This window comes from Amycolatopsis heterodermiae (assembly GCF_034929455.1).
Taxonomy (GTDB): domain Bacteria; phylum Actinomycetota; class Actinomycetes; order Mycobacteriales; family Pseudonocardiaceae; genus Amycolatopsis; species Amycolatopsis heterodermiae.
This window is the reverse complement of sequence record NZ_JAYFSI010000020.1, coordinates 73,751-100,271: the sequence shown is the minus strand read 5'-3', so window position 1 is coordinate 100,271 and position 26,521 is coordinate 73,751. Positions and strand designations below refer to the sequence as shown.

24 protein-coding genes are annotated in these 26,521 nt (G+C 69.3%); 9 read left to right on the top strand and 15 right to left on the bottom strand.

Annotated elements, in window-relative coordinates; genetic code table 11:
• The first annotated feature begins 64 nt into the window (after window positions 1-64).
• The 3 genes from VA596_RS47335 to VA596_RS47325 all read left to right on the top strand — a co-directional run bounded on the left by VA596_RS47335 (window position 65) and on the right by VA596_RS47325 (window position 3,846).
• Window positions 65-910, top strand: a complete 846-nt coding sequence (locus VA596_RS47335; RefSeq protein ID WP_323337025.1) for an alpha/beta hydrolase — start codon at window positions 65-67, stop codon at window positions 908-910.
• Window positions 907-2,283 (top strand): MFS transporter, encoded by a 1,377-nt coding sequence (locus VA596_RS47330; protein WP_323337024.1) that lies wholly within the window; start codon window positions 907-909, stop codon window positions 2,281-2,283. Before VA596_RS47335 ends, VA596_RS47330 begins: the two co-directional genes overlap by 4 nt.
• A 315-nt stretch (window positions 2,284-2,598) precedes the next feature.
• Window positions 2,599-3,846, top strand: coding sequence for a hypothetical protein (locus VA596_RS47325; RefSeq protein ID WP_323337022.1), 1,248 nt, complete (start codon window positions 2,599-2,601; stop codon window positions 3,844-3,846).
• Window positions 3,847-4,693: 847 nt separating this feature from the next.
• Here the strand turns inward: VA596_RS47325 and VA596_RS47320 are convergent.
• The 14 genes from VA596_RS47320 to VA596_RS47255 form a co-directional block, all read right to left on the bottom strand.
• Window positions 4,694-5,530 (bottom strand): DUF4192 family protein, encoded by an 837-nt coding sequence (locus tag VA596_RS47320; RefSeq protein WP_323337020.1) that lies wholly within the window; start codon window positions 5,528-5,530, stop codon window positions 4,694-4,696.
• 328 nt (window positions 5,531-5,858) lie between these two features.
• A complete protein-coding gene (locus VA596_RS47315; RefSeq protein ID WP_323337018.1) occupies window positions 5,859-6,476 on the bottom strand; it encodes a DUF7715 family protein in 618 nt (205 codons plus the stop codon).
• 928 nt (window positions 6,477-7,404) lie between these two features.
• The gene (locus VA596_RS47310; protein ID WP_323337016.1) at window positions 7,405-7,587 is read right to left on the bottom strand and encodes a hypothetical protein; all 183 of its coding nucleotides are present in this window, start codon (window positions 7,585-7,587) and stop codon (window positions 7,405-7,407) included.
• 93 nt (window positions 7,588-7,680) lie between these two features.
• A complete protein-coding gene (locus VA596_RS47305; RefSeq protein WP_323337014.1) occupies window positions 7,681-8,121 on the bottom strand; it encodes a hypothetical protein in 441 nt (146 codons plus the stop codon).
• Window positions 8,118-8,738 (bottom strand): hypothetical protein, encoded by a 621-nt coding sequence (locus VA596_RS47300; RefSeq protein WP_323337013.1) that lies wholly within the window; start codon window positions 8,736-8,738, stop codon window positions 8,118-8,120. The genes VA596_RS47305 and VA596_RS47300 overlap by 4 nt, the downstream gene beginning before the upstream one ends.
• A 145-nt stretch (window positions 8,739-8,883) precedes the next feature.
• Complete coding sequence (locus VA596_RS47295; protein ID WP_323337011.1) at window positions 8,884-9,792, bottom strand: trypsin-like serine protease; 909 nt, start codon at window positions 9,790-9,792, stop codon at window positions 8,884-8,886.
• Window positions 9,793-10,231: 439 nt separating this feature from the next.
• Entirely contained in the window at window positions 10,232-10,756 is a 525-nt protein-coding gene (locus VA596_RS47290; RefSeq protein ID WP_323337009.1) for a hypothetical protein, read from the bottom strand.
• Between the two features lie 168 nt (window positions 10,757-10,924).
• Complete coding sequence (locus VA596_RS47285) at window positions 10,925-11,791, bottom strand: SAM-dependent methyltransferase (protein WP_323337007.1); 867 nt, start codon at window positions 11,789-11,791, stop codon at window positions 10,925-10,927.
• A gap of 120 nt (window positions 11,792-11,911) precedes the next feature.
• The gene (locus VA596_RS47280; protein ID WP_323337005.1) at window positions 11,912-12,895 is read right to left on the bottom strand and encodes a S1 family peptidase; all 984 of its coding nucleotides are present in this window, start codon (window positions 12,893-12,895) and stop codon (window positions 11,912-11,914) included.
• Between the two features lie 308 nt (window positions 12,896-13,203).
• Window positions 13,204-14,154 (bottom strand): SAM-dependent methyltransferase, encoded by a 951-nt coding sequence (locus VA596_RS47275; RefSeq protein ID WP_323337003.1) that lies wholly within the window; start codon window positions 14,152-14,154, stop codon window positions 13,204-13,206.
• 107 nt (window positions 14,155-14,261) lie between these two features.
• A complete protein-coding gene (locus VA596_RS47270) occupies window positions 14,262-14,732 on the bottom strand; it encodes a helix-turn-helix domain-containing protein (RefSeq protein WP_323337001.1) in 471 nt (156 codons plus the stop codon).
• 657 nt (window positions 14,733-15,389) lie between these two features.
• Window positions 15,390-15,743 (bottom strand): hypothetical protein, encoded by a 354-nt coding sequence (locus tag VA596_RS47265; RefSeq protein WP_323336999.1) that lies wholly within the window; start codon window positions 15,741-15,743, stop codon window positions 15,390-15,392.
• Window positions 15,744-15,778: 35 nt separating this feature from the next.
• Window positions 15,779-16,132, bottom strand: a complete 354-nt coding sequence (locus VA596_RS47260) for a hypothetical protein (protein ID WP_323336997.1) — start codon at window positions 16,130-16,132, stop codon at window positions 15,779-15,781.
• Window positions 16,129-16,311 carry a hypothetical protein gene (locus VA596_RS47255; RefSeq protein WP_323336995.1) on the bottom strand — a complete coding sequence of 61 codons (183 nt, stop codon included), beginning with the start codon at window positions 16,309-16,311 and terminating at the stop codon, window positions 16,129-16,131. The genes VA596_RS47260 and VA596_RS47255 overlap by 4 nt, the downstream gene beginning before the upstream one ends.
• Window positions 16,312-16,472: 161 nt before the next feature.
• Between VA596_RS47255 and VA596_RS47250 the strand changes: the two genes are divergently transcribed.
• Both VA596_RS47250 and VA596_RS47245 read left to right on the top strand, forming a co-directional pair.
• Window positions 16,473-17,591, top strand: a complete 1,119-nt coding sequence (locus tag VA596_RS47250) for a helix-turn-helix transcriptional regulator (RefSeq protein WP_323336993.1) — start codon at window positions 16,473-16,475, stop codon at window positions 17,589-17,591.
• Window positions 17,592-17,754: 163 nt separating this feature from the next.
• Window positions 17,755-18,984: a helix-turn-helix domain-containing protein gene (locus VA596_RS47245; protein WP_323336991.1), complete on the top strand. Its 1,230-nt coding sequence runs from the start codon at window positions 17,755-17,757 to the stop codon at window positions 18,982-18,984.
• Here the strand turns inward: VA596_RS47245 and cutA are convergent.
• Window positions 18,981-19,289 (bottom strand): divalent-cation tolerance protein CutA, encoded by a 309-nt coding sequence (cutA, locus tag VA596_RS47240; protein WP_323336990.1) that lies wholly within the window; start codon window positions 19,287-19,289, stop codon window positions 18,981-18,983. The two genes, VA596_RS47245 and cutA, sit on opposite strands and share 4 nt — an antisense overlap.
• A 320-nt stretch (window positions 19,290-19,609) precedes the next feature.
• Here cutA and VA596_RS47235 point away from each other — a divergent pair, with 320 nt between their 5' ends.
• The 4 genes from VA596_RS47235 to VA596_RS47220 all read left to right on the top strand — a co-directional run bounded on the left by VA596_RS47235 (window position 19,610) and on the right by VA596_RS47220 (window position 26,508).
• Window positions 19,610-19,825 carry a hypothetical protein gene (locus VA596_RS47235; protein ID WP_323336988.1) on the top strand — a complete coding sequence of 72 codons (216 nt, stop codon included), beginning with the start codon at window positions 19,610-19,612 and terminating at the stop codon, window positions 19,823-19,825.
• A gap of 101 nt (window positions 19,826-19,926) precedes the next feature.
• Window positions 19,927-22,347, top strand: coding sequence for an NACHT domain-containing protein (locus VA596_RS47230; RefSeq protein ID WP_323336986.1), 2,421 nt, complete (start codon window positions 19,927-19,929; stop codon window positions 22,345-22,347).
• A gap of 31 nt (window positions 22,348-22,378) precedes the next feature.
• Window positions 22,379-24,991 (top strand): ATP-binding protein, encoded by a 2,613-nt coding sequence (locus VA596_RS47225; RefSeq protein WP_323336984.1) that lies wholly within the window; start codon window positions 22,379-22,381, stop codon window positions 24,989-24,991.
• Between the two features lie 323 nt (window positions 24,992-25,314).
• Window positions 25,315-26,508: a UDP-N-acetylglucosamine--N-acetylmuramyl-(pentapeptide) pyrophosphoryl-undecaprenol N-acetylglucosamine transferase gene (locus tag VA596_RS47220; protein WP_323336982.1), complete on the top strand. Its 1,194-nt coding sequence runs from the start codon at window positions 25,315-25,317 to the stop codon at window positions 26,506-26,508.
• Window positions 26,509-26,521: the final 13 nt, after the last annotated feature.

Genomic DNA, 26,521 nt, shown 5'->3' with positions numbered 1-26,521 from the left:
TCGCGTGAGGGTGATTAAGCTATGAAACTGGATAGCGGTCTCGGTGCGCGGTGAAGTGGGCTTCATGAACGAGACCACCGCCTGCGTGTTCGTCCACGGTGCTTGGCACTCCTCACAGCACTGGGCCGCGATCCAGCGGGCGCTGACTGCCCAGGGCACCGCCGGCATGGCCGTGGACCTGCCCGGCCACGGCGTGACGGCGCCGCTGCCGAGCGGCTACCTGCGGCCTGGGCAGCCCGGGCTGGCCACCGAACCCTCCGCACTCGCCGGGCTCACCACCGAGGCGCTCACCGACGCACTGGTCACCGAGCTCGCCGAGGTGCGCCGCCGGTTCGCCCGCATCGTCCTCGTCGCGCACAGCGCGGGTGGTGGCCCGGCTTCGGCCGCGGTGGAACGCCATCCGGACCTGGTCGACCACGTTGTGTACCTGTCGGCGTTCGTCCCCGCCGGACGCCCGCGCTTCGGGGACTACGTGACCGACCCGGTCAACGCCGGCGCGGCGCACGCCCCCTGGACCGGGGACCCCGAGGTCCTCGGTGCTTTCCGGATCAACCCGCTCTCACCCGACCACGCTGAGGTCGAGGCGATCCGGCGGGCGTTCCTGGCCGACTGGCCCGCGGACCGGCCCGGCTGGCGGCTGACGCTGCACCCCGACGAGCCGGTGGCGTCGCTGGCGGGGACGTTCCCGGTGACCGCCGGGCGGTGGGGCCGGGTGCCACGCAGCTACGTCAGGCTGACCGGCGACCTGGCGCTGCCGCCGGCCACGCAGGACCTGATGATCGCCGAGGCCGACCGCCTGACGCCGGAGCACCCGTTCGCGGTGCATTCCCTGCCCGGCGGCCACTCGCCGTTCCTGACCCGGCCGGTCGAGCTCGCCGAGCTCCTCGGCCGGATCGCGAAGCAGGCATGAGGCCCGCGGCTCAGGCCGTGCTGCTGTCGGGCACCTTCGTCCAGCTGATGAGCGTCACCGTCATGCAGCTGGCGGTTCCGCGCATCCGCCACGACCTGGTCGCCGGCTCGGGCACCGGTCAGCTCGCACTGGTCGGCTACACGCTGACCTACGCTTGCGCGCTGATCACCGCGGCTCGGCTCGGCGACCGGTTCGGATACCGGCGGGTCTTCGTCGCCGGCACGGTCGTGTTCACGCTGGCGTCGCTGGCTGCGGCGGCCGCGCCGGATGCCGGAACGTTGGTGGTCGCCCGGTTCGTGCAGGGGACCGGCAGCGGTCTGGTCGCGCCGCAGATCCTGTCGCTGATCCAGACGGCGGTGCCCGCGGACCGGCGGGCGGGGGTGCTGGGCCGCTACGGGGCGACGATGGCCGTGGCGTCGCTGGCCGGTCCGCTGTGCTGCGGCGTCCTGCTGCACTTCGATCCGTTCGGGCTGGGCTGGCGGCTGGCGCTGGCCCTGCCGATCCCGGTGGGGGTCGTGTCACTGGCCCTGGTCCGGATCCTGCCCGGCGGGCGCGGTCCGGCGGAGGCGAGGCGGGTGGATCCGGTCGGCGCCGCGTTGTCGCTGGCCGGGCTGATCCTTCTCGTGCTGCCGCTGACTCTCGGCCAGGACGCCGGCTGGCCGGCTTGGACGTGGGCGAGTCTGGCCCTCGGGATGGGCCTGCTCGCCGCGTTCGCCGTGTCCCAACGTCGGGTGCGGTATCCGCTGGTGCGGCCGGAGGCGCTGACCGCGGCGACGACCCGGTGGGGCATCGGTGCGGTGCTGCTGTTCAACGCCGGGATCCCGTCGTTCAGCCTGCTGCTGTCCCTGCACCTGCAGGGCGTGCTGCACCGCGACCCGCTGGTGACCGCGGTGACCGTCGCGCCCTACGCGGTGGGCGCCCTGTTGGGCAGTGCGATCGCGGAGGCCGCGGCCCGCCGGTTCGGCGCCGCGGCCCTTGCCGCCGCGTCCGGCGGCCTGGCCGTGGTGTCCCTGCTCGTCGTTCCGGCACTCGCCGGGCCGGCGCCGGTCCTGTGGATGGTGCTGGGCGCCGGCGGCTTCGCGTTCGGGGTCTTCACCGCGTCGGCGTTCTCCCTGGTCCTGAACCGGGTTCCGGTGCCCGTGGCCAGTTCCGTGTCCGGGTTGCTGCCCACTGCGCAGCAGCTCGGCGGCACCCTCGGGGTGGCGCTGGCCGGAGTCGTCTACGCCGCTGGAGCGATGGACGCGGCGATGGTCTACGAGGCCGTCGTGTTCCTGCTGACGGCGGCGGCGACGGCATACCTGCACCGGAAGCCGGGACCGGGCGGGTCAGTGGCGGATGACGACCTTGCCGAGTGCGCTCCCTTCGCGAAGTAGGTGAATGCATCAGGGGCCTCAGTGAACGGAAAGACGCGGTCGATGAGCGGCCGTAGCCGGTGCTGGCTGAGGATCGTCTCTGGCAGGGCGTGAGGTCCTGCTCCATGCGGGCACACCCAAGTCGATCACGTTTCGGTCGTCTCCGTGGGCGCGACGCGCCGACAAGACGCGCCGACAACTATCACCGCCTTTGCTGGCGGAGATTCACAAACCGCAACAACGGCTTCGGAGACAAATGTTAACATTGGTGCGGCATTCAGCTTAAAATGCGGCCTAACGTCCCGATTGGCACGCGTCTGCCGGTATCGTGCGCTCATGGATCCGATTCACGCGTTGCAGCCACTGCTGATGGAAGCAAAACCGCTGGCCAATCTCCTTGTAGACCAGGGTGAATGGGTGGACATCGCGACGAGGCTCAAGGACGTGCTGCCGGCAGCGGAGTACAATCCCGGCTATCTGTGCATCGCCTATTATGGCTACCAACAGGAGCCACATATCTTCAGTTACGCCGGAAACTACCGGTTACCCGCGGTGAAGCGGCCGAAATTCGACCAACTCGGCGTCGACACTGTCGCCTTCCTCAAGAAGTTCATGGACGCGCGAGGGCAGTGGCGTTACATCGAGAGTCAGGACTGGTACAAAAATCATGACTACGTGATCGCGATCGAGGTGAACTACTACGGCAATCGATCGAGCAAGGCGTACACCATGTCTCCGCTGTTCCACAAGGACACCGGTGGTAACAATCTCTTCGTCAATCTGATCTTCGACAACAAAAAGCCCATCGAGGCGACCGAGTGGTTCGTCGACGTTCAGGAGCCGAGTGGCAAGAGGGCGGAATGGCAGAAGACGCTCCTGCCTGAGGCGCACCTGAAAGACCTGGCTGCCCTACGCCGGCAACTGCAAGAGAGTGGACAACACACGGTACCCAAGGTGAACGGCGGTGTACTGGAAGGCGAAAACATCTACGTGTCCTGGGTGGATGACCTCGTGTGGCACGCGACGCCATCGTTGAACGAGCGCATCGCCTACACGGCGGACGCCGCCATCGAGGCATACACGTTGATCTCGATCGGTCTCAAGGACGGCAAGGGTTTCTCTCAGGGCCCAGTCCGCATCCATCCGGTCGAACTCCTGGCAACAATCGCCGACGAGCCGGAGACCCGACTGGCCAAGTGGTTGACAGCGGAGCACAAACGCGTACAAGACCTCGACTTCGAGTTGGCCAGAACTGCCTGGTTTGCGTTGTACGAGCCCAACGCCACCAATTTCTCCAGGGACGTGAAGCTGCGCGCCGAAAAGCCGTGGCGCATGGTCGGCGACGTCGCCCAGTCGATCTCCCGTGACGCACGCCTGGACAAGCCCGGCGCCACAGCCCCGACTATCGAGGAAGCCCCCGCCGGTCTGTCGATGGTCAGAAGAGCCAACAGCCTGGACAAGGGCGGCCTGAAGGAGGCGGCCGAGGCTAACAAGGAGGTTCCCCGCTCGTTCATCCGCGCCTGGGTCCGAGTGATCCCGAGGACCGCCGAGGAACTGAAGACCAATAACGTCATCCTCAAGTAGCCCTGCCTACGGCGGACCCGGGCGTCGACGATGACCGGGTTCTCGACCTCGACCTCTCCGCCGAGTTGCCTGGACAGGCGACGACCGCGTTCGACAGGCACCAGGCCGAGCAGGCGATCCGCATCTTCGGTGGGCGGCGGATCTCAGCGACAGAGGGTCTGGCTCAGGTGATGGTGCTGGCTGAACGTCGGCGTTCTTGCAAGGTGGGTCACCGTTGATGAAGCGCTACCAGCGCAGATATGTCAAACACAACGAAGTGCGGCTGGAATACGGGGACCATCGGCTCGAGTTCGGTTGAGGCGCATGTGTGGTTCAGAAAGGAAGCCCCGTTCGAGTCGGGCGCACCAGGCGAACCGATCGGGAAAGACGTCCCGGGTGCGCCACCGCTGGCGCTCGGCACTGCTCGCCAGGCTCAAGCTCGACGTAGAGGACGGTGGCGGCCGGGTGGGTGTGCTCGGTTAGCCACCGGCGACAGGGCTTCTCCGCTTCAGCACCTGCGAGCAGCGAGCGATCCGGGAGTTGCCGAGGTAGCTACGCTGGCTGAACAGCTCGAACGGTGTCCGGCCGTCGCAGACCCGGGTGATCGGTATCCCGAGCCGGTGGGAGGCGTCGGCATTGCGCGGTAGAGGTCGCTGTCCTCGATCTGCAGTCTGCGAAGAGCAGGGTGATCGGGTCGCCGCGGTGTGCGCGTCGGACGAGTTCGGTGGTCACCCAGGATCCGATGCCGCCAGACCATCGGATCACGTGATGCACGATATTGCCTCCTCGAAAGGCGGGCCGCGGTGTCCCGGAGCGCGCAACGGCGCCCCGGGACACTGCCGCCGACCAGGCTTGCTGGGGACATGTGTTACCAGCGCTTCGCGCTGACCCAGGGCATGTCGCCGACCCGGCCGGCGGTGTCGTCCAGCTGCTGCTCGACGACCTCGGCGCTGGCGTGCTGTTGAAACAGCAGCCCGACGGTCGCGGCGCCCGGCGCTCCGTGAGCGTGGACCAGGGCGCAGGCGGTGAGGTGGTGGTCTCCGCGGCGGAGGGCGCTGGCCGCGATCAGGGTGGCCAGCCGGGCCCGGGCAGCAGGTTCGGTGCTGCCGCGGTAGAGGGCCATCCACAGCTGCTCGACCCGCCGCGGGTCGAGATCGGCCCGAGGCAGGAGCATCGGCCCGTAGACGGCGTTGTCGGCCAGCGCGGTCGTGACGGCGAACGCGGCGATGTCGTCGACGAACTCGCCGCGGCCGGCTTGGACGGTGGCATGGGCGACGACCCGGTTGGCTTCACCGCCGCGGCGCACCAGCAACGGTACGACCCGGCGGGCGAATCGGCCGATGCCGCCCGGCAGGGTCTCGCCGGGTTCGGCGAAAGGCAGGCCCCAGGTCGGGGTAGGGGCGTCACCGCAGAACTGGACCGGCTTGGCGAAGTCGAGGTCCGCGCGCGGGGCGATGACGGTGCCGAGACGGGTGGGGAGCCGGTAGTCGCGCCACGGGGCGCCGGGGCGGGTGTGCGGGGCCCAGTACCGGCCGAGGACGGTGTGCCAGGTGGGACGCAGCGCGGCCTCGAGCGCGGCGAGCGCGGCCCGCAGCGGCAGCCACCGCCGAGCGCGGTCCTCGGCGATCACGACGACGGCCAGGTCGGTGCCGTGCTCGGCCGGTAGCGCGGCCTGCACGTGTTCGGCGAGCTCGCTGGTGCTCATACCCCGCACCCGGGTGGCGGGGAACGCGGCGCCTGTGGGCGAAACGAGCCGCCCCTGGTTTGAGGGGCGGGGGTGGGTCGGCAGGGCGATGACGTGCAGGGTGTCGGAGCGGGTGTCTGTCAGGGTCCCGATCAGTTCACCGGGGGTCAGGTACTGGGTCACGGTCGGCGCTCCTGGAGTCGGCCTCCCGGGCATGTGGGCCGTGGGAGGCGGTGGCGGCCCACGAGGCTGTGAGCGGCCACCGCCCCGAGCGCGCGTCCGACGGCGGCCCGCGTCGCCGCCCGGTGTCACAGGTCGTCGTCAGGTCCGGGCCGCCGTCGGGCGTGCGCTAGCGTTCGCCGGCCTCACCCGCCGGGACGGTCGCCTCCAGTTCCGCGGCGTCGGCCTTGTCGATCGCGGTGATGACGTCGTCGGCGGAGGCGGACCTCGGCGACGTAGCGCGCGAGTACTGGGCTGGTGGGCTCGGCCGCGTGCTGGAGGAACGCGCGGGCGCGCCGCGCGTCGGCGGAACTGGACATGAGGGCTCCTTCAGCCGAGGTGCTGGGCGTGAGCGGTGAGGGCCGCTCAGGTTTCGTCGGGAAGGCTGCGTACGCGGATCTCGTGGCATCGGCGTTCGACGACGGTGCCGACCGGCCACAGTGCTGCCACCCGCAGCAGATCTGTCGCCGCGTAGCTCGGCACTGTCGGGAAGGCCGATCCCGACGAGGGCGGCGTAGAAGCGGCGGACGAACTGCACGGGGGTCATGTCGGTTTCGATGATCTCGGCGGTGGTCGTGGCCTGGCGGCTGTGGATGCCGACGAAGCTGCGCGCGCAGCCGCAGTAGGCATTGTCCGGGTCCTCGTGGGACAGGCTGGCGAGATCGACGATCTCGGCGTCGCGGGTGTTGTTGAAGTCGTTGTCCCGCTCGCCTTGGGTGCGATGGGTAGAGACGAAGTACTTGAGCACGGAGTCCTCCTCGCTGGCCACGCCCGGGGGTGGGCGGTGGACGCGGCTTTCGCCAGCGGGCCCCGCGAGTCCGGGGCAAGGTCCCCATCAGGGTTCCGTGTGTGTCCCGTGTGGACAGTGGGCTTGCCCCGGGCTGCGGGTCTGCTGCACTGGTCGGCGGCTGCGCCCGCCCGCGGCGACGCGGGTGAGGTCGTCGTCGGGTGCTGCGTTTCGTGCAGGGCTCGACACTCAAAGTTATAGCAAGTAATCGGCCACGCTCGTGGCGAATTGCTGATTCTTCGGGCACTCTGGTTGTAGAAGGAAATCCACTGTGGTCCACCGGGAGCGGCCACAGCGGACCCTTCTGGGGACCTTGATCCGCTCGACCCCCCAGCGGTCACAGGGTTCCCGGCTCGGGGCTAGGTCTCTGGGGAGGGCACCTGCCCCGAGCCAAAACAACAACGCCGCCGGCCGCCTGCTTCGGCGGACGGTCAAGCCCGACGGTGGATGCGACCCTCGGATATGGCCGTCGTCGAACTCCACGTTCTCTTGCCTAGGTCCGATCGATTGCGGGTCGGCCCGGCCGGTGTACTTCCCGGCCGGGCCGACGTCCCGCCGAGCGCCGCGGCGGCCGGCCCGCGTGTGGTGCGAGGTCGACCTCGTCGCTGTTCAGGATCGGCGCCGCCGGGTGGCGAGCCGGTGCATCGAGCCGCGCAGGACGTTCTCGGGCAGACGAAGGCGTACCGCGACCTGCGACCACCGCACGCCGCGGGCCCGCAGTTCCATCACCTCCCACACGCGGTAGGGACTCCGCTCATACCTCGGCAGCGGCAAACCGACGGATCGGGCGGTGGGCGGCCACGGGAGCCAGTCCGGGTCCGGTGCGCCGTCGAGCCGGGATCGCCTGTGCTGCGCGGTGATGTGCTCACCGATCGTCGGCCACCTAGTTCTAGAGTCGTTTGCCCTCGGCGGGTACTGGCGACTGTAGAAAGTGGACATCAGTTGTCGAATCCTCCTCTCCGAGCCGGCGTAGCCCGGAGGTGAACAGGGCAACGCTCCAGCCGACATCCGCGGTCACCAGCACCCAGATCGCGGCGCTGCCGTAAGCCGGGCTCCAGCGGTCGAAGACCATGGCGATAATCGGAATGACCAGCGCAGCGACGCACGGTGCTGCGAGGGCGTCCCCGAGGACACGTCCCCAGGTGACGGGCTCGCGAACCGGCATTCAATGCTCGGGCGGGACGACCGCGAACAGCGACGCGATCAGCGCCGGGTCGCGACCGAGGAAGTCGCGGACTTGGTGCCACAGGTACTCGGCACGCACCCAGCGCTGGTGCTCGTACCGGCGGATGTCGTCCCCGTCGTTCCGGGTGAGGTTCTCGTCGATGTAGGCGTCGAAGGACAACCTGCCGTCTCCAGCGTCGCGGGCGAGCAGGAAAATGACCCAGTCCCAGTCAGGCGTCGTCTCGCCGGGGTTGCTCTCATACACCCACGTCAGCGAACGTGAGACGCGGTTGTGGTCTTGGCGTTGCATCCGCACCGCCCACTCCTGACGAACATGCTCACCGCGCCGAAAGGTGCCCAGGTCCCAGGACGAGCAGCGGATCTGATGCCGCGCGGCGAAGTCCAGGCCGAGGAACTCGGTGCCGGGTTCGTGGCAGCTCATCGGGTGGCCTCGGATGGTCCGGTGTCGCGGCGACGGTGCCGCTGTCCTGGTGTAGGTGGATGGCGACGTAGCCAGTTCGGTAGCTGAATCCATCGCGAACGCCGCTCGCCGCTCTCACCGATTCGCCCCTGCGCGGCGCCCTCGTGCACCGGGCGTTCGGTGAACGGGTAGGTGTGGGTTCGGTGGGGCGGCCGGAGGATGTGGAAGAACTCCGCGATCAGCGCGTCGTCCCAGCTCAGGAATTCCCGGATCTGGTGCCAGAGGTGGGTGGCGTGGATCCAGTCGGCGTAGTCGCTCGGGCGCACGGACAGGTCGCTGGTCTCGCCGAGTTCGTCGTGAACGTAGCCGTCAAAGGATTGTGTTCCTTGCAAGGCGCTCAAGGACAGCCACCACAGCGTCTCGTCCCAGTCCAGTTCGTCGCCGCGGAACGTCTGCGTGTAGAGCCACGTGAAGGAGCAGAGGTGACGGGCGGCGTCCGCGCGTTCCAGGCGTATCACCCAGATTTTGCGGTAGAGCGACGACCCGACCTCGGGGCAGAGATCGACGCTGCTGAATTCGATGTTGTGCTTGGCCAGAAATTCGGTGTCGTAGGAACCGATTCGCGGTTCTGTGGTCATGATCGATCCGGGGTCAAGGTGAAGGTGTGCAGCACGGTGGAGTCGTAGCGACCGGCTGCGGGGTTGCGTTCGGTGTCGACGAGATGGACAGCGTCGACGGTGAGACTGGTGTGGCCGGGGGTACTGGTGTCCGAGCGATCTGAGTTCATGACCGGAGCGCGTCGGCAAGGAACTGGGCGTGGGCAACGACGATGTCGACGACGATGACCGGCGGGCTGGCGAGGTCGGGGATGCCGCCGGCTCCGCGGGTGCAGACGCCGAGCAGTTCGACCTCATCCGAGTCGGTGAGGCGGATGAGTCCGGCGCCGGAGAATCCGGCGTCGATCTGGACGGGTCCGGCGGTGTTGGCGACGCAGAACTCGTCATCACGCTGGTGTCCCGCACCCGCGGCCGGATCGATGGCGCAGGTCTCGACCTGCACGAGTTTCCGTGCGTCACTGACCTGCGGTGTGACGCCGAGCAGGCGCACCGTGTCCCCGACGGCCGCCGGAGTGCTCGCGCGTCGCACCGGCGCCTGGGGCACTGGGCGGTCGAGGATCACGACGGCGATGTCGTTCATCGCCACGGCCGCTCCGCCGTAGGCGGTGGCGTTGTCGAAGCCCGGCGTCCGGACGTCGACGATCTCGTACCGCTCGCCGCCACCGGGGGTGAACGCGCCGATGTGGACGAACCGTTTGCGTTGGCCGAGAGGCACGAACGTCGGATCGTTCTCGAGTTCCGGTGGCACCGGCAGGGTGGCGTCGAAATGGTGCGCGGCGGTGAGGACGTGCCGGTCTCCGATGAGTACGCCGACGCCTCCGGCCTTGTCGTGGAATCCTCGTGCGGGGCAGTCCCAGCGCATCGCGACCATCCACGGTGCAGCGGCAGGCGCTGGTGCGACCTGCGGCGTCATCGGTAGGCCGGCCAGGACCTGTTTCGCCGCGGCGTAGGCGGCTTCTCGGGCGGCGTCGCGCTGAGCGGTGAGCTCGTCGATCTGCTTGGCCAGCTGATTGGCGGTGCGGACGGGGTCGAAGGGCGCAGGCCCGTCGGTGTCAACGGCGGTGGAGGTCGACAACGTGATTCTCCTTAAGCAGTAATGATGACGTGCGGCTCTTGCGTGCGATTCCGAGTCCTGGCCTCGGCGCGGGGAGCTGAGGCCAGCGGGCAGATCGGATGTCGGACGTTCACCGCGGCGACGGGCTATCTGATCTGTGCCGCGCCGGACGTTCAGTCGGTACAGGTCTTTCGCCTGTGCGAGGGTGCAGGCGTCTGCACTGCGCGAGTTGTTGTTCGGTCCACTGGTGGGTGCGGCCAGTCAGGTCGGCGAGCACGCCGATGCTCACGCCGTTGGCGTGCGCTTGGACGAGCTCGGTGTGGCTGAGCCGGACCGGCGGAACAAGGTCGGCGGTGGGACGGGTCGTCTCGACGGGGGACGACCGGGCACTTCGCGGACTCGTCGACGACGACGTCGCGGGCGCAGAGGGGCGGATCCGGGTTGGTTGCGAAGCCCGTCATCAGCCGGACCGTCCTCGCCGCAGCCAACGCCACAACTGTGACGCAGCAACCGATATCGGCGAACCCTTCGCTCGCGGGCTCATGTAGCCGACCGGGTGGATCTCGGCGATTGCCGCGGGGGACAGCCCAGCTGACAGCCGGTACAGCAGCCCCGCGGCCTGCGCGCAGTCCTCGGCAAGCGACTCGATGTCCATCGCCAGCGAGTCCGCGCCCGGCGGGTTGTTCTCCAGCTGCTCGGCAAGCCGGAGGGTGGTCCGCAGCGCCCGCACCACTTCCGCCGCAACTGTGCGAGGATCACCGGCAGGTGGTTCGCAACGGGCGTAGGCGTGCACGATGACCCGTGCTCCGACCCCGATTAGGTCGTAGCCGAGCTTCCGGTACGACCCCCAGCCGTGTCCGTCACGCTCGGCGTAGGCCAGCCGCAGCTGCGCATCGGTGTAGGCATCGGTCACCAGCTTGAGCAGCCTTATCGGTGGTGTGCCCGGTTGATCCGGCACGAGTGGTGACTGTGGCGCGTCAGTCATCGGCGGGCTCCGTCGCAGGCTGCGTGCGGTGGCCCGCCGGGAGCACCGGGAAGCTGGACACGACCTTCGAGTGCACACGAGAGCACGTCGGGTGCGCGCCTGCAGGCTGAGATTGGCCGGAGGCGGGTTGGGCTGCGGCGGGATCGTGCGGGATCAGACAACAGGCCGTCATGATGACCGGCCATTCGGCAGCGTCGGGTCGGCCTGGCGAGTGAGCAGAGCGGTCACGACGACGTCTTCAATCCCCTGTGCGGCTATTCGGCAAGGGATGACGCCGAAAGCAGACATGTCGATTGTCAGGCGTCGCAGCGGACTCAGCTGCCGGTCGAGCGCGGTACGATCGATGATCGAGAGGGGGATGCGCTCGTCGGCGAAGCGGTCGGCAAGCCCGCTCAACTCGGCGTCGGTGATCAGCTGGGTGATCGCCAGGACGCTGCCCGGCGCGGCCACGTCCAGCAGGGACAGGATCGTGGCGAGGTCGTGGTCGCGGGGCCGCAGCAACGCGGTCGCCAGGATCCCGACCGGTTTGCTTCCGCGGAGCAGGTCGGCGACGTCGTGATGCTGGGCCAGGTCATGGTGCTGCCCGGCAGGTAGGCAGAGGATGTGGGCGCGGCCGGCGACGGCGCCCTTCTCGGCGACGTAGTGCTGACACCAGGTGATCAGGTCGTGCTCGACCACCACGAGCTGCGCGCCTGCCTCGTGCAGGGTGGACAGCGTGGATGGGCCGGCGGTGATGGGCAGCCCGCCGTTCCCGAGGATCAGGAATCGCCGGATCCCTTGGTCGAGCATTTCTTGGGCGGCGTCGCGGAACCAGCTGGCGGCAGTGATCGCTAGCTGGGGCAAGCGCGGGAACGCGGCGACCAGGTCGGCGGCGAAATCCCGGTCGATCTGAGAGTTGTCACTGCCGCCGAGCAGGTAGTCGGCGACCGGGTCCAGGCGCGGGGCCTCGATGTCGGGGACGCGGACGCCTTCAGGGATGCGGGGCGGACCGGCGGGGTGAGCAGGTTCGGTCGGCGCGGTGGGAGATGTGGTCATAGAGGTTGCTGCTTTCAGTGAATCTGGCGGCCCGCTGGTGCGGTTCATCTGCTGGGCGGGGCGGCGTGGCCGCGACCGCGGGGGAAGCCGCGGCCACGCCGGTCGTGGACGGCGAGCGGATCAGCGGGCGGGGGTGCTAGCCAGGGGGCCGTCGCTGGTCATGATCGATGCGCGGGGCAGTAGTTGGTGGGCTTGCCAGGCCATCCAGCCGAGGTAGGAGCTGGTCTGGGTGTAGACGTTGACTGTGCTGCAGTAGGCGGCTGGGCCGCGTGAGGCGGTGCCGATCAGGTACCAGTCGCGGCCGTGGTGCTGCAGAATGCCGGAGCCGGAGTCACCTTGGCAGGTCCCGCCGCCGGTCGGGGGCACGCCGGCGCACAGCTCACCGATGCCGATCCCGGCCGCGGCGCACTTGCTGTCGTGCAGCAGGGGAACGTCGAGCTGGCTCAACTGCGATGGTGCGGGCCCGGTCCACGTTGAGGGGTCCGGGTTCGTCATGCCCCAGCCGATCTCACGTGCCGCCTGCCACAGCTGCGGGACGGCGATTCGGGCCGGTGCGACGCCGGGGATCGGCCCGGACAAGACGAGTGCGATGTCCCAGATCCGGCCGCCCTTGTCTGGCTCGCCCCACTTCCAGCCGGGCGGGACCAGAATCGCCTTCAGCGTGGTGACGGTGCCGCCATGCAGACGGTCGGTGGAGCCGAACCGGGCGTGGTAGATCGCGGGGTCGCTGCGGTCGATACCGGCGTCGCGCAGGTCGGTACGGAACGCCGCGAAGTTCGCCTTGCCTGCTGAGCTCATCCGAGCCACTTGGGCCTGGCTCAGCGGGTTGCTGACGCAGTGGGCGTTGGTGGCCTCGAGAGCCGCGTTCTGGTCCTGCGCGATGAGGGTGAGACCGCAGGAGTGCCAGTCCGGGTCGTCGTGGTCGAGCAGTTGCAGGGATCCGGCGCCGGCGTAGGCGATGGGTGCGGGGTCGCCGCCGACGATCTGCGGGGACACCGAGGTACCCGGCGGCGGGGGTGGTGGTGAGGATGCGGTGGCGGTGGAGACGCCGAGCAGCATCGCGAGCAGCGCCAGGGCTGTCGCTGTGGTCTTTCTGAGACGCACGAGCAGTGATCTCCTTACTCTAGAACAGGATGAGACGCGTCACAGAATCGCGACGCGCGTTGAAAGGGAACTCCGGCCACGCGCACACGAGGTGCGCGCCGCCGGGGCGCCGGGGTGAGCCGCGCATCGCAGAGCCGAGGGGCGGTCCCTGCGATGCGCGGCGGTGACTGGCCACCCCCCGGTGACCGGTCGATCCGGGCTACCGGTGTCGTCGCGCAGGTAACCACTTTCGTATCGACGACTCCGGTTCCGGATTCCTGTCCGCCTGGAATATCGGGAAGTGAGCGGTCAGGAAGTCATCGAGCTTCTCATGTACGCCATGGTGGTTCTGGCAGCTCGTCGTCGGGCTCAGGTTTCTGGGTGAGGACCGCGGCGTTGAAGTGTCCGCACACCGGCGAGTCCCGCAGCGGCCCGTCGGGGTACCAGGTGAACGCTGGGACGATCCCGGGTGGCAGCAGGGTCGTGCCGTTGACCATCGCTTCGACCTGGGCCTGTGTTGCGAGGCTTCCGGTGCCGGGTCCGAGAAACCGCAAAGCGTTCTCGAATTCGCGTGCTTGTGCGGCGAGGTCGGGATGCTCAGGCATGAGCAGGTGCGTCATGGCCAGGAACGCCCCGACGGGCAGGCGAGCGAGATGGTCCTGCACCACCTGGGCGGCTTCTGCGCGGCTGCCACGGTGAAACGACATCACCCCGCCCAGCAGCAATGCCACACGGTCGTCGTCGGGGGAGATCAGACCCGGGTTTTCGCTGGCGGTGTTGTAAAGGGTGTCCCACATCGCGGTGGGATCCCAGGGATCGGCCTCGACGACGTGGACGCCCTCGCCGTCATCGGCGAGCGTGCGCAGCTGGGCGAGGGTCAGCGGGTCGCGTTCGACGTAGATCACGGTCGTCCGAGCCGTGTTGTCCGTGCGGTTGCGGTTGTTCGCTTCGCTGCGGCGGATGACGGAATGCAGGTCGTCGTCTCCGCTGATGTGGGGCAGGCCCGCGCCGGCGACGACGATGCTGGTGACGCGTTGTTCGGTGACGAGGTAGGCGGCGACACGGTCGAAGAATCTGCGTTCGGACCGGAACACGAACCCTGCGCCCGGCACGCGGGCGTTCAGCCGGAGAGCGGCCTCACGTTCGATGTCGTGGGCGAATTTGACGCAGGGAACGACATTGCCGTCGGCGTTGCACGCTTCGCGGAAAGCGTCGTAGAGATAGGAAAGGTTGACCGTGTAGTAGTCGGTCTCGTGCGGCGTCCACCATGGAGCCGTCACGTGAGACCGGGCCGTGGCTGTCGGCCGGTCGTGGGCGTCTGCGGGCGCGGTGCGTGCAGGTGGCTGGTGGTCCCCGGCGGTGTGCTCGGGAGCGCTGGGTGTCTGTGTCATGAGTGCGTGGGTTGTCCGATGGAGAAGAGCATGGTCAGCTGATTGGTGGTGAGCTGGAGCTCGGCCGCGAGCGAGATGACGTCGTGCGTGCTGAGGCGCTGGAGCCGGGGCGCGCCGCGTCGTCGTTGCTCACGAGCCCACGGGACGAGCGGGTGGAATGCGGGCAGCTGGGACGCGGCGGGCTGGTCGAGGTCGACGGTCAGGCCCGGAACCCATTCGATGCGGCGTTGGGCTCGCAGCAGCAGTTCGGACGGCTGGATCACATATAGCTGCCCGGCCAGCTCCCGATGCCCCACGGTGACCGACCTCGTCGCCTTCTCCCAGGAGCGGAGGGTGTTGGGTGTTACGGCGCCGTCGGAGCAGGCGGCCACATCCTGGCGAGACCAGCCCAGCCCTTCGCGCAGGGTTTGCAGCTCCGCCCCGAGGGCGTGGGCGAGTTCGCCGGTGTCGGTGTCGCTCTTCGCCATCGAAGTGTTCCCGTGCTAGCTGTAGTGGGTGGTTAGTGAACGGATCGTCGCGGTCCCGGGTCGGCCAGTGCCGGGCCGCGTAGCGCAGCCGCATGGTGGCGGTGCGCGAGTCGAGGTGATCGTGCAGCGGCCGCGCGCGGACCGTGGTCCACCAGTAGGTCTCTGGCCGCGCACCGTCGGTCACGGGCATGGTGGCTCCGGGGTGCTTGGGTGTGTGGTCGGCTCGTCGGCTGGGTCGGTGTCGGTGATGTCGTCGCGGCAGCGCGGTGCCTGGCAGGTCACGGCGGCTGAGGTGCCGCGGTAGCGCGGGCGGCGGGAGCGGGCCGCCTCGATGAGGTCGCGGCGGGAGTCCGCTGACGCGCAGGCAGGCGCGTGGACGCCGGTGGTGTCGAACGTCGCGGGGTCGGTGCGGTGGATTCGCGGATGGTTGGTCGAGGGAGATCGCAGGACGGCCGCTGTCGGCCGGCTGGCCGCCGGTGCCGTCGCCGTCATGCTGAGGCCTGCGCTTCCATTGTTGATCACGCTCCGAGTCGCGGGTGGGTAAGTGGATGCGCCTCGACCGCCCGGAATCGGGGAGTTCGCAGTCGGTCGAGGCGCGCGGACCGGACGGGAGGGAGGTAAGGCATGCCGCCTGTCCGGGCCGAGATTCGGGGTTGTTCACGATCGAGGCGTGGGTTCGTCGGGCTCCTCTGGAGGATCAGCGTTCTCTGCCGTTTCCAGGCGGAGGGAGAGTGTGCGCAGCGCAGCTTGAAGGCTCTGGTACATGGGGACGACGTGAATAGTCGCGATCAGACCGGGGTCGCCCCAGCCTTGCAGAAACGCCGTCAACCTCGCCTGCGCGTATTTCAACGCACGCGCTTCGTCTGATGACGCACGAACTCGCCGTAGTGCACGGCCGATGATCGCGGCGACCTCCTCAAGCTGCATACGCCCCTGTTGTTCGGAGGTGTTGTCGCGCCAGCGGATCTCCGGCAAGCCGGCCAGGGCTTGCCGTGCCTGGAGGACGGCCAACCGTCGTCGTGCGCGGTGGCGCGCCCAGGGCGAGATCACGGTGTCCACAGCCGTGGCGCGGCGGCCACCACTAGGCGGGGTGCCAGGCGGTCGCTGGGCGCGGGTAGCTCGACAAGGCGCTGCAGAACCTCGGCGGCGGTGCCGTTGCAGTCCCATACCACTCCACTGCCGCGTTGGACCCGCATGGCGGCGGCGTCGGTCTGGCTTTTGACTCGCAATGCGTCGACGAAGCCGTCCACGTCCCAGATGAACTGGCCCGTGACCCGGTCAAGCTGTCCTTCGCTGTCGAACCCTGGGAGGAACAGCCACTTGCGTCGGATCAGGATGGCGAGCGGTTCGTCCGTCGGCTCAGACCACAGGAAGAGGAGCGGGCTCGGTGCAGTCGTCATCGGCGGACACGTCCCGCCGCGCCCGGTTGTACCCGACGAGGGTGGTGCCGGGCATCGACCGGAACCTGCTTACGACTTGATGCCCATTGCCCGAATAACCCCGCAAGGAAGGCGACGGCAAACAGGGCGGCGAACGTGATCGGCAGCAGCGTCGCCAATGATTCGTAATCCACTGTCATCGTGCTCTCCTCGCATTCACACGTATGGTGTAAAGCCGTTTCAACACTTGTTCTCGAACGGAATCGCTCCGCCGCATCCGGATATCCGGTAGCCTTACCGCTACGGGGCGTAATGGGAACTGAATCGCCGTTCGCAAGCGTTCGCAGCCGGATGGGAGATCGTGAACGAGCTGGGTGGGCGACTGCGGGCGGCACGCGAAGCCGCCAAGGTCAGCCTGTCGAAGATGGCCGCGAAGACCCACTACAGCAAGACCTACCTCTGGCAGCTCGAGAACAACCAACGTGTCGTCAGGCCCGAGCACGTCACCGCGTATTCGCGCGCGTTGAGCGTCGCCGTGGACGCGTTGTACGGCCCGCCGCTGGACCCGCTGCGCCTGGCGCACGAATGGCTGGTATCCGACACCCCCGTGGCCGTGCACCGGAAGGCCGGGCGCCGCGTCGGCGCCAGCCTTGTCCACAGGCTGGAGAGCCGCGTGATCGAGCTTCGTCATCTGGACGACACCGTCGGCGGCGGCGACTTGAGCCCGCTGGTTCAGCGCGAACTGTCGGACGTGGCCGAGGTCGTGAATGACGGCAGCTACACCGAGCTGGTCGGCCGACGGCTGCGGGTGGTGGTCGGTGAGCTCGCTCAGCTGGCCGGCTGGGTTGCCAGCGACGCCGGGGCGTACGCGCAGGCCCAGCACGCGTATCTGGACGGTGTTTCCGCAGCTCGCGAGGCCGGAGACGGTGCGCTGGTCGGGCAGCTGTTCTCCTCGTTGGCCTACCAGCTGGCCAACGTCGGCGACCCGGCCGACGCCCAGCTGCTCGCCCGGAGCGCAGTGACCGGCGCCCGCCGGGCCTCGCCGGTCGTCCGCACCCTGCTGCTGGAACGGCTGGCCTGGGCGAGCGCCCGAGCCCGCGACCGGGAGGCCACCCGGCGGGCGCTGGACGAGGTCGACGTCGCCTTCGAGCGGCGGACGGACGATGTTCCGGAACCCGAACGGGTGTACTGGATGTCGCGGGATGAGATCGATGTCATGGCGGGCCGGTGCCTGATCGAGCTCGGTGATCCGGTCGCGGCCGCGCCGTTGCTGACGGCCGCGATCGCTCGGTACGACGAGGCGCACGCTCGTGAGGTGGCGCTGTACCGGACGTGGCTGGCTGAGTCCTACGCCCGTGCCGGCGAGTTGGATGCGGCGCGTGCTGCTCTCGCCGAGGCGCAGGGCGGCTCCGCGGATGTCAATTCCGCGAGGCTCGTTCGTCGCATGGGTGAGGTCGAGCTGCTCATCTTGCATCGATGAGTCCTCTTCATCCGGCCGACCGCGTGCTGTCACATCGTTGACGCTAGGAGCGATAATGGCTGGTAGGAGTAGCCCGACAAGGTGGCCATTCGACGGGGTGGCCAGAATTGGGGGCCAGAGAGATGATGGCCACCTGGCAGGTTGCGAACGGTGAGGAGTACGAGTGGAGCAGCAAGGGGTTGGCGCACTGCTCCGAATCCAGCGAAAGGACGCTGGCCGTTCTCAAGCCGATCAGGCCGAGGTGCTGTCCGCGATTTCGGGGCGGGCCGTCACTCGCAACGAGGTCTCGCGGTGGGAGTCGGAGCGGCGGTTGCCGACACCGTTCTGGCAGAAGCACATCGCTGCGAGCTTCGAAATCGACGTGCAACACCTTCGGCGAGCTGTGACGTCGACTCGTGTAGAACAGCGGAAGGCGAAGACAGGAGAGGTAGTGCAGCGGCGGGAGTTCATCGGAGCAATGGCTTCCCTGGCGATTCCGCTTGCTCGTACCGAACAACCGACCGGGCGCCGGATCGGACAATCCGACATCGACGAACTGCGCCGCCGGACAGCCCGGCTCCGCCGCCTCGACAACATCATGGGTGGCGCCGAAACCTTTCCCGTGTACTCGGCCGAGGTCGACTTCACGCGGCGGTTGCTCAGTGAATCCAGCCACGGGATCGAGATCGGCCAACAGCTGCGCGCGCTGCTGGCTGAGCAACAGCAGCAGGCCGGCTGGGCGGCGTTCGACCACGGCCAGCACGCGCTTGCCCAGCGGCTCTACAGCGACAGCCGGCGAGCCGCTGAGGAAGCCGGTGCGTTCGACCTTGCCGGGAATGCCCTGGCCTATGCCGCCTACCAGCAGACCACGACGGCGCAGAGCGGGACCGCGCTGGCAACGGACTCGTGCGAGGTCGCGCGGGCAATGGCGACGCCGAAGGTGAACGCACTGCTGCTCGAGCGGAAGGCGTGGGCACACGCGACCGCTCGTGAGCCGCAGGAAGCCGACCGGGCACTGAACCTGGCGCGTGAGGCGCTGCAGGTCCGAGACGACCGGCTGGACCCGGACTGGGTGTTCTGGGTGAACGAAGCTGAGATCGACATCATGGCCGGGCGGTGCTGGACTGAGCTACGCCGGCCGCTGCGGGCCGTACCGGTGCTCGAGCAAGTGCTGTCTGGCTTCGATGACACGCACGCACGCGACAAGGCGCTGTATCTCACCTGGCTGGCCACATCCTACCTGCAAGCTCACGAGGTCGAACAGGCTGCCGCGACGCTCACACGGGCCGCCGATCTGGCTGCCGGGGTCAGCTCGGCGCGCCCGGCAACCCGGATCGAGTCCGTGGCCCGACAGCTGAAGCGATACCGGTCGATGCCGGCCGTCGGTGACCTGCTCGCCCGGCTGGGCGTCTAGGTGTCTGAGCTCGTTGACTCGTCGACCCACCGCAGGTAGTCGGCAGATCCACGGACGAGTTCCACGGCTGTCACCTCCGGCTTCTGCCACGGGTGCTGTTCGACGATGTGCGCTTCAAGGTCGGCGTACCGGGCGTCCGTGGTCTTAAACGTCACGTTCCACTCTTCGCCCTCGCCCTGCTCGCCGAGGTGCCAGAAGAACGACGCGACGGGACCGGTGACCTGCGCCGTGGCCGCCAAGCGCGCGGCCAGCGCCGAGGCAGCGATCTTCGCGCCAGAGACACGGTCTGGGGTCGTCGTCGTCACGAGTAGATGAACAGCCATACAATCAGCTTAGGTCTGAACCGCAACGTTGGGCACGCGCCATGGTTAGAGACTGGGGTTGAGTCGCCTCGGCAGTTGATTACCTGTTTGCTCGACTTCACCTGCTCGACCTGTGGCCCCTGAGACGATTGACACCGTGACAACAAACCGGATGGCCGACGATGATGTCTTGGCGGAAGCTGCACGCACGGCTGAGATTGACGTCGCAGGGGCGGAGCTGATTCGCGACGGCTCCAACGTCATGGTCCATCTCCGCGGCGGGATCGCTGGGATCGGCGCGAGAGTCCGCGACACTCTGGCTGATGCCGGCGAGCCTGGCCGCCGTCGACGACGTCGCGGGGACTGCGGTGATGTCGGTTAGCGAGCTCGCGACGAGTTGTTCACCGTGTCCTGTCCGGCCGAAGCTCGCGCGCATGCTGCACACCGCGCCGGGTTTCCCATGGCCGCCGCCGGACGGCGTCGTCGGCCGGCACGCCGACCGCCGCCTCGCGGGGATCGTGACCGGTACGCCGGAGTAACGACGGCCAGGTTTCCCGCGACCAGTAGTCATGGATCCCGTGACCCTGGGCTCGGCCACCGCGGTACCGCGTCCGCGCGGCGGGATCACCCGCTGACTCCGATGGCCGACTTCCCGCCACGCGCCGCCGGGCGCGCATCGCAGGCCCACATCGCTGCGGACAACTTCACCCCCGGCATCGTCGACGGACGGCTCCCGCTGCCCACGATCACCCACCAGCTGCCCGCCGACATCCCGGACTTCACCGGACGGGAGGACCTCGTCGCCGAGCTCGAGGACGTCCGGCCCCAGCGACCCGCGGCGCTCGTCATCAACCTATTCGGCCCGCCGGGGGTCGGCAAATCAGCGCTGGCCGTGCACCTGGCGCACCGGCAGTCGAACCGGTTCGACTTCGAGCTCTACTTCGACTTCAGTACGGCTCCCGATGCGGAGCCGCACGCCGCCGTCGCGCAGTTCGTCGCCGCGCTCATGCCGCAGGAGCCCGGTCCCTTCGATTCGCCGAACGAACTCCGCGCCCGGTTCCTGACGTCCACCAGGTTCGGGCGGTGCCTGATCCTGCTGGACAACGTCCAGGACGCGGCTCAGGTCCGCGCACTGATCCCCAGCAACGAATGGGCGACGGTGATCGCCACGAGCCGGAAACCGTTGACCACGCTGGCCGGCGCGCACCTGCAGCGCGTCGGGCTGCTCGGCGCGGCGGAGTCCGTCGCGCTCCTGGACACGGTCGCCGGCCGGCCGCCCGGCAGCGAACCGGCGGCCGCCGAGCTGGCCGGCCTCTGCGGCGGGCTGCCCCTGGCCATCAGGATCGCCGGCGCGATCGCCCGGAAGCGGCCCTACCTCACCTACGACCGGCTGGCCGAGTCCCTGACCGACGAACGCACCCGGCTGTCCGCGCTTTCCGAAGCCGACCTCGACGTCCGGAGCGCCTTCGAACTCAGCTACCAGGCGCTGTCCGCGCCGGCGCAGCTCGCGTTCCGGCGAGCGGGCCTCAGCCTGACGCCCGAATTCTCGATCACCGACCTCACCGCGCTGCTGGCCCAGGACCGCGCCACGGTCGAGAAAGCCGCCTACGAACTGGCCGACGCCCAGCTCGCCGAAACCGCCGACGGCACCTGGTTCCGCTACCACGACCTGATCGCGCTCTTCGCCCGCGACAAGGCCAAGGCCGACGATCCGAGTGACACGACCGACGCCGAGCAGCGGCTCGCCGGCCACGTCCTGGCCGAGTTCGTCACCGGCTACCGCGCCGCCGCCGGGTCGACTCGCCGGCTGTTACGACGCCGCTGGCAGGAAAGCTTCGCCTTCATTCCCCCGCACGCGCAGCCCTACATCCCGCAACGCCTGACCCGGGACGCCGCGGCAGTGAGCTGGCGCGACCGGCTCACCCCCGGCGCACGCGTCCTCGTGTTCGGCGGCGCCGGTTCGGGGAAGACCACGCTGGCCGAACGGATCTGCTTCGAACTGGCCACCGGGCAACCCGCCCAGTTGGCGCTCTCGGTGCCGATGCGGCACTACCGCGGCCAGGACGACCTCGTGGACTTGGTCGCCACGTCGGTCGGCCAGCGGTTCGCCCTCCGGTTCCCCCGGGCCGTGCTCAAGCGGCTGCTCAAGGAATTCGGGACGATCCTCGTCCTCGACAGCCTCGACGAGCTGCCCCGCCCGGCCCGCACCCGGGCCGTCGGCGCGATCGAGCGGTTCTGCGCGAAGCACCCGGCGGTCGCCATGCTGGTGACCAGCAGGCCCGACGACAAGCTGGGCCAGGACGGGATCGAGGGCTTCAGCCCGTACGACGTCGCCGCGTTCACCGAGGACGAGATCCGGACCTTCACGAAGACCTGGCTCGAGTCCGCAGGCCTGCCGGACACCTCCGCGTTCGCCCCGGAGCCGTCATCGGCTGCGTGGGCGGCCAATCCGCTGCTCCTGACCTGGGCCCTCACGCATTTCGCCGGCTGGGGGCGCTGGTATGAGAACGAGCTGGACCTGCACGAGGCGACCTTCGAGCTGACGATCGGCGAACGCGACCGCAGCCGCGGAATCACCCGGTCCAGCTTGCCGAGACACCTGCTGATCGAAGCGGCGTGCTTCCTCGCCGCGTGGATGAAGTCCGACGCGGAACGCACCGCCGGCGTGCCCCGGCCGCAGTTGCTCGAGACAGTGGCACTTCGCGTCCCGACACACTTCCACACCGAACTCCTCGACGATCTGAGCGATACGATCGGCGCGATCTACGAATCCGGCGCGGCGCCCGACGGCGAGCCGCTGTACGCCGTCGTCCAGGACACCTACGGCGAATACCTGGCCGCCCGCGCGGTCGTCGCGGACGCCGGGGACGACGAGGAGCTCGCCCAGCAGGTGGCCTGGATGATGGCGGTCGGCCGGTTCGACGCGGGCTGGCGGTACGTGCTCGACCTCGCCGAGCGGGCCGGCCGCTCGCGCCCGGACCTGCTGGTCCACCTCCGGCGGGCGGCCGGGCGGATCCGGGACCTCGCCGACCGGGACCGGGTCGTCGCGATGCTGGACTGACGGAACTGCGAGCGCAGGGGACGGGGCCACCATGCCGGCGGTACACCGCACCATCCTCGTCGTCGACGTCGAGCGGTACGGCTCCCCGGCGCGGTCCGACCTCGACCGGGTCGCCGTGCGGGCCGGGCTGTACGCGGCGCTCGAAGCGGCGTTCGCAGCGGCCGCGGTGGTGTGGGCCGGGTGCGACCGGGCCAACAGCGGTGACGGCGTCCTCGTCGTCATCCCGCCGACCGTGCCGAAGAGCGTCTTCGTGCAGTCCCTGCCCGGAAACCTGATCGCCGAACTGCGGCGGTACAACGAACGCAGCAGTGCCGCACGGCGCGTCAGGCTGCGGATGGCGCTGCACGCCGGCGAAGTGGTCTACGACGACCACGGCGTGGTGGGCACGGCCGTCAACCACACGTTCCGGCTGGTGGAGTCGCCCGCCTTCCGGTCGATCTTCGCACGCTCGGGCGGCGAGCTGGGGCTGATCGTCTCCTCCTGGATCTTCGAAGAGGTGGTGCGCAACGGCGAGCCGGGCGAGGCCGACGCATACCGGCCGGTGCAGGCCGTGGTCAAGGAAACCGAGACGACGGCGTGGGTGCGCGTGTGGGACGGCCAGGCCACCGCACCGCCGTCGACGTCCGCCGCGCCCCGGCAGCTCCCGCCGGGGAACCGGCACTTCGTCGGCCGCGCGGCGGAACTGGACCTCCTGACGTCGATCGTCGCGCACGACGACGCTCCGACGGTCGTGATCACGGCCATCGCGGGCACCGCCGGCATCGGCAAGACGACGCTCGCGACCCGCTGGGCGAACGCGGTCCGCCACCGGTTCCCCGACGGCCAACTGCACGTGGACCTGCGCGGCTTCGACCACCGCGCAGAACTGGACCCGGCCCAGGTGCTGCACGGGTTCCTGGAGGCGCTAGGCGTCGCGCCGTCGGCGATGCCGGGCGACCTCGACGGGCGCTCGGCGCGCTACCGGAGCCTGCTCGCAGACCGGCGCGTCCTGGTGCTGCTGGACAACGCCCGCTCCGCCAGCCAGGTCCGCCCGCTCCTGCCGAACTCGCCGACCTGCCTGGTGCTGGTGACCAGCCGCGACCGGCTGGACAGCCTGGTCGTCCACGAAGGCGCGCACCGGCTCAACCTGGACCTGCTGCCGAAGGACGACGCGGTGCGCGTGCTCGGGTGCCACATCGCGGCCGACCGGATGGCCGCCGAGCCCGACGCCGTCGCGGACCTCGTCGAGCTGTGCGCCCGGCTCCCACTCGCGCTAAGCATCGTGGCGGCGCGTGCCGCGAACCAGCCCGCGCTGCCGCTGGGCAGGCTGGCCGGCCAGCTGCGTGACGAGCGGGCCCGGCTCGACACCCTCGACCTCGGCGGGCCCGACCTGAGCTTCCGAGCGGTCGCGTCCTGGTCCGTGCGCGTGCTCTCGCCGCAGGCCGCGCGGCTGTTCCGGCTGCTCGGCGTGCACCCTGGGCCCGACATCGACGCGCTCGCCTGCGCGGCGCTGCTCGGCAACGACCGGGTGGGTCCGCTGCTCACCGAGCTCACCGCCGCGCACCTGGTCGAGGAGCACCTGCCCGGCCGCTACGGCTTCCACGACCTGCTTCGCGTCTACGCCCGCGAGTGCGCCGAAACCGACGAGCCCGACCTCGACGCGGTCAAGGCCCGCGTCATCGACTACTACGTCACCGCCGTCTCGGTGGCGGACCGGTACATCCTCCCGTGCCGGGAGGGCGTGATCCGCCCCCGCCCGTCCGCGGAACCGGTGCCCCACCTGTCCGGCTACCACGACGCCATGGCGTGGCTGGCCGAGGAGAACGCGACCGTCCTCGCAGTGCTGGAGTTCGCCGGGCGCGCCGGTTTCACCGACCGGGCCGGGCGGCTCGCCTGGACGATCACCAGCTTCCTCAACCGCACCGGGCAACGCCACGAACGCGCCGCCGTGCACCGCGCCGCGCTCGCCGCGGCCACCGACGACGGCTCCCGGCTGACCGCGTCGCTCGGCCTCGCCCGCGCCCTGATCCGGCTCGAACGGTACGAGGAAGCGCAGGCCCTGCTCGACGGCGCCGGCGAGCTGGCCGAAGGCGCCGGGCACGACGGGCGGGTCAGCCTGCTGATGGCCTACACGACCCTGTTCGAGCTGCAGGAGCGGTACGCCGAGGCGCTGCCCTACGTCCAGCGCGTGTGGGCGCTCGTCGCGGACCGGCCGAACCCCCTGCGCCACGCCGACGCACTCGCGGGCCTGGCGCGGCAGCTGACCTGGCTCGACTCGCCCGCCGAGGCCGTCCGGCTCGCCGAGCGCGCTCTCGCGCTGTATCGCCGCGTCGACCATCCCGACGGAACCGCCTTCGCCGCCATGACTTTGGGGTCAGCCCACCGCCGGCTCGGCGAATACCAGCGCGCGCTCGAGTGGTTCGAGCTGGCGTTGACGCTCGACCGCGAACTGGGCGTGCGGTACTGGGCGGCCCAAGCGCTGAATCAGCTCGGCGACGTGCACGACCTGCTCGGGGCGACCGCAGAAGCGATGGCGGCGTGGGCCGAGGCGGCCGCGATCCTGGAGGCACAGCACCACCCGGAAGGCGCGTCCGTCCGGGCCAAGATCGACCGGGCAGGAAGGCACGGGCAGCCTATGCCACGCAGCGCGCAGCGCAAGTTGTGAACGAGAGCGCTTTGCCATAACTGGCAAGGGATTGACGTAGCCCGCTCAGGTAATTACGCCGCTGAGCGAAGCTGCCCGGCCCGGGTGGCGGCCCTATTCGCCGAACTCCTCCCGTGATGCAGACGCGAATATCCGTCGTATATCGACACAATCGTCGATCAGCTACTTCGATCATCTCGCAGTTCTGAACAGAACAACGCAGGCCCAAAGGAAGTTTGAGCACTGCCCTGGCTGCGACTTCTCAGCAGCCTCATGGCAGGATTTCTGGCTATTCAGGACGTCGCGTATCGGTCGCGCTGTTCAAGGATTGAAGGGCAACCCGCGTGGATGCTGGAAGTGGCAGCAACGGTCGTGGCACGCGGTCGGTACGGCTGCTGGTCACCGGAGGTGGCACGGGCGGGCACACCTACCCGGCCCTGACAGCAATCCGTACCCTGGAACACCGTTTCATGACTGATCAGCGGCCGGAGGTTCGCTGGGTCGGTACAGCCGCAGGACTTGAGGCGCGCACGGCCGAGCGCGAGGGCATCTCGTTCGCTGCAGTAGCGGCCGGCAAGATCCGGCGCGCGAAGAACCCGGTGAAGATGCTGTCGTGGACCAACCTGAAAGACCTGGGCAAAGTGCCACTCGGTGTCGTCCAGGCCGTCCGCGCGGTGCGCGCGTTCCGGCCTGACGTGGTGCTCGCGACCGGCGGGTACGTGTCGGTGCCGGTGAGCCTCGCGGCGTGGGCGTGCCGGCGGCCGCTGGTGGTGCACGAGCAGACGGTGCGGCTGGGGCTGGCCAACCGGTTGCTGGCCCGGGTCGCGTCGGTGATGGCGGTGTCCTCGGCATCGACGGTGCCGCTGTTGCCGGAGCGGGCGCGCAAACGCGCAGTGGTCACCGGCAACCCGGTCCGGCCGGAGGTCCTGGCCGGCCACGCAGAGAAGGCCCTCGACGCGCTCGCCCTCACGGGATTCGACCGAGCCCGGCCGACGGTCTACGTGACCGGAGGCGCGCAGGGCGCAACCCAGATCAACCGCCTGGTCGGCGACGTCCTGCCGTGGCTGCTGGAGCAGGCCAACGTGATTCACCAGTGCGGCCCGGGCACGGTCACGCAGATGCAGGCGGCCGCCGAACGGTTGCCCGTCGACGCGGCGGGACGGTACGTGCCGATCGGGTTCGTGGGGCCGGAGTTGCCGGACGTGTTCGCGCTGGCCGACGTCGTGATCTCGCGCAGCGGCGCAGGCACCATCGCCGAGCTGACCGCGCTGGGGCTGCCCTCGGTGCTGATCCCGCTGGCGTCCTCGGCCGGGGGCGAGCAGGCCCACAACGCGCGGCATCTCGCCGAGTCGGGCGCAGCCAGCGCGCTGCTGAGCGACGTGACAGCGGCGGCGCTGCAGAACGCTCTCGAACCGCTGCTGGCCGACCCCGCGCGGCGGCAGGAGATGGCGGACAGCGCGCGCGAGCAGGGGCGCCCGGACGCCGGGGAACGCCTCGTCGACGTCGTTGTCGACCTGGCCAAAGCCGGCGGCCGCTGACCTCGTGCCGCGG

Bases quoted from the DNA above. Each gene is read 5' to 3' on its own strand.
- VA596_RS47335 (WP_323337025.1), top strand. From the start codon at position 65: ATGAACGAGACCACCGCCTGCGTGTTCGTCCACGGTGCTTGGCACTCC.
- VA596_RS47330 (WP_323337024.1), top strand. From the start codon at position 907: ATGAGGCCCGCGGCTCAGGCCGTGCTGCTGTCGGGCACCTTCGTCCAG.
- VA596_RS47325 (WP_323337022.1), top strand. From the start codon at position 2,599: ATGGATCCGATTCACGCGTTGCAGCCACTGCTGATGGAAGCAAAACCG.
- VA596_RS47320 (WP_323337020.1), bottom strand. From the start codon at position 5,530: ATGAGCACCAGCGAGCTCGCCGAACACGTGCAGGCCGCGCTACCGGCC.
- VA596_RS47310 (WP_323337016.1), bottom strand. From the start codon at position 7,587: ATGGTCTTCGACCGCTGGAGCCCGGCTTACGGCAGCGCCGCGATCTGG.
- VA596_RS47305 (WP_323337014.1), bottom strand. From the start codon at position 8,121: ATGAGCTGCCACGAACCCGGCACCGAGTTCCTCGGCCTGGACTTCGCC.
- VA596_RS47300 (WP_323337013.1), bottom strand. From the start codon at position 8,738: ATGACCACAGAACCGCGAATCGGTTCCTACGACACCGAATTTCTGGCC.
- VA596_RS47290 (WP_323337009.1), bottom strand. From the start codon at position 10,756: ATGACTGACGCGCCACAGTCACCACTCGTGCCGGATCAACCGGGCACA.
- VA596_RS47285 (WP_323337007.1), bottom strand. From the start codon at position 11,791: ATGACCACATCTCCCACCGCGCCGACCGAACCTGCTCACCCCGCCGGT.
- VA596_RS47270 (WP_323337001.1), bottom strand. From the start codon at position 14,732: ATGGCGAAGAGCGACACCGACACCGGCGAACTCGCCCACGCCCTCGGG.
- VA596_RS47260 (WP_323336997.1), bottom strand. From the start codon at position 16,132: ATGACGACTGCACCGAGCCCGCTCCTCTTCCTGTGGTCTGAGCCGACG.
- VA596_RS47255 (WP_323336995.1), bottom strand. From the start codon at position 16,311: ATGACAGTGGATTACGAATCATTGGCGACGCTGCTGCCGATCACGTTC.
- VA596_RS47235 (WP_323336988.1), top strand. From the start codon at position 19,610: ATGCCGGCGAGCCTGGCCGCCGTCGACGACGTCGCGGGGACTGCGGTG.
- VA596_RS47230 (WP_323336986.1), top strand. From the start codon at position 19,927: ATGGCCGACTTCCCGCCACGCGCCGCCGGGCGCGCATCGCAGGCCCAC.
- VA596_RS47225 (WP_323336984.1), top strand. From the start codon at position 22,379: ATGCCGGCGGTACACCGCACCATCCTCGTCGTCGACGTCGAGCGGTAC.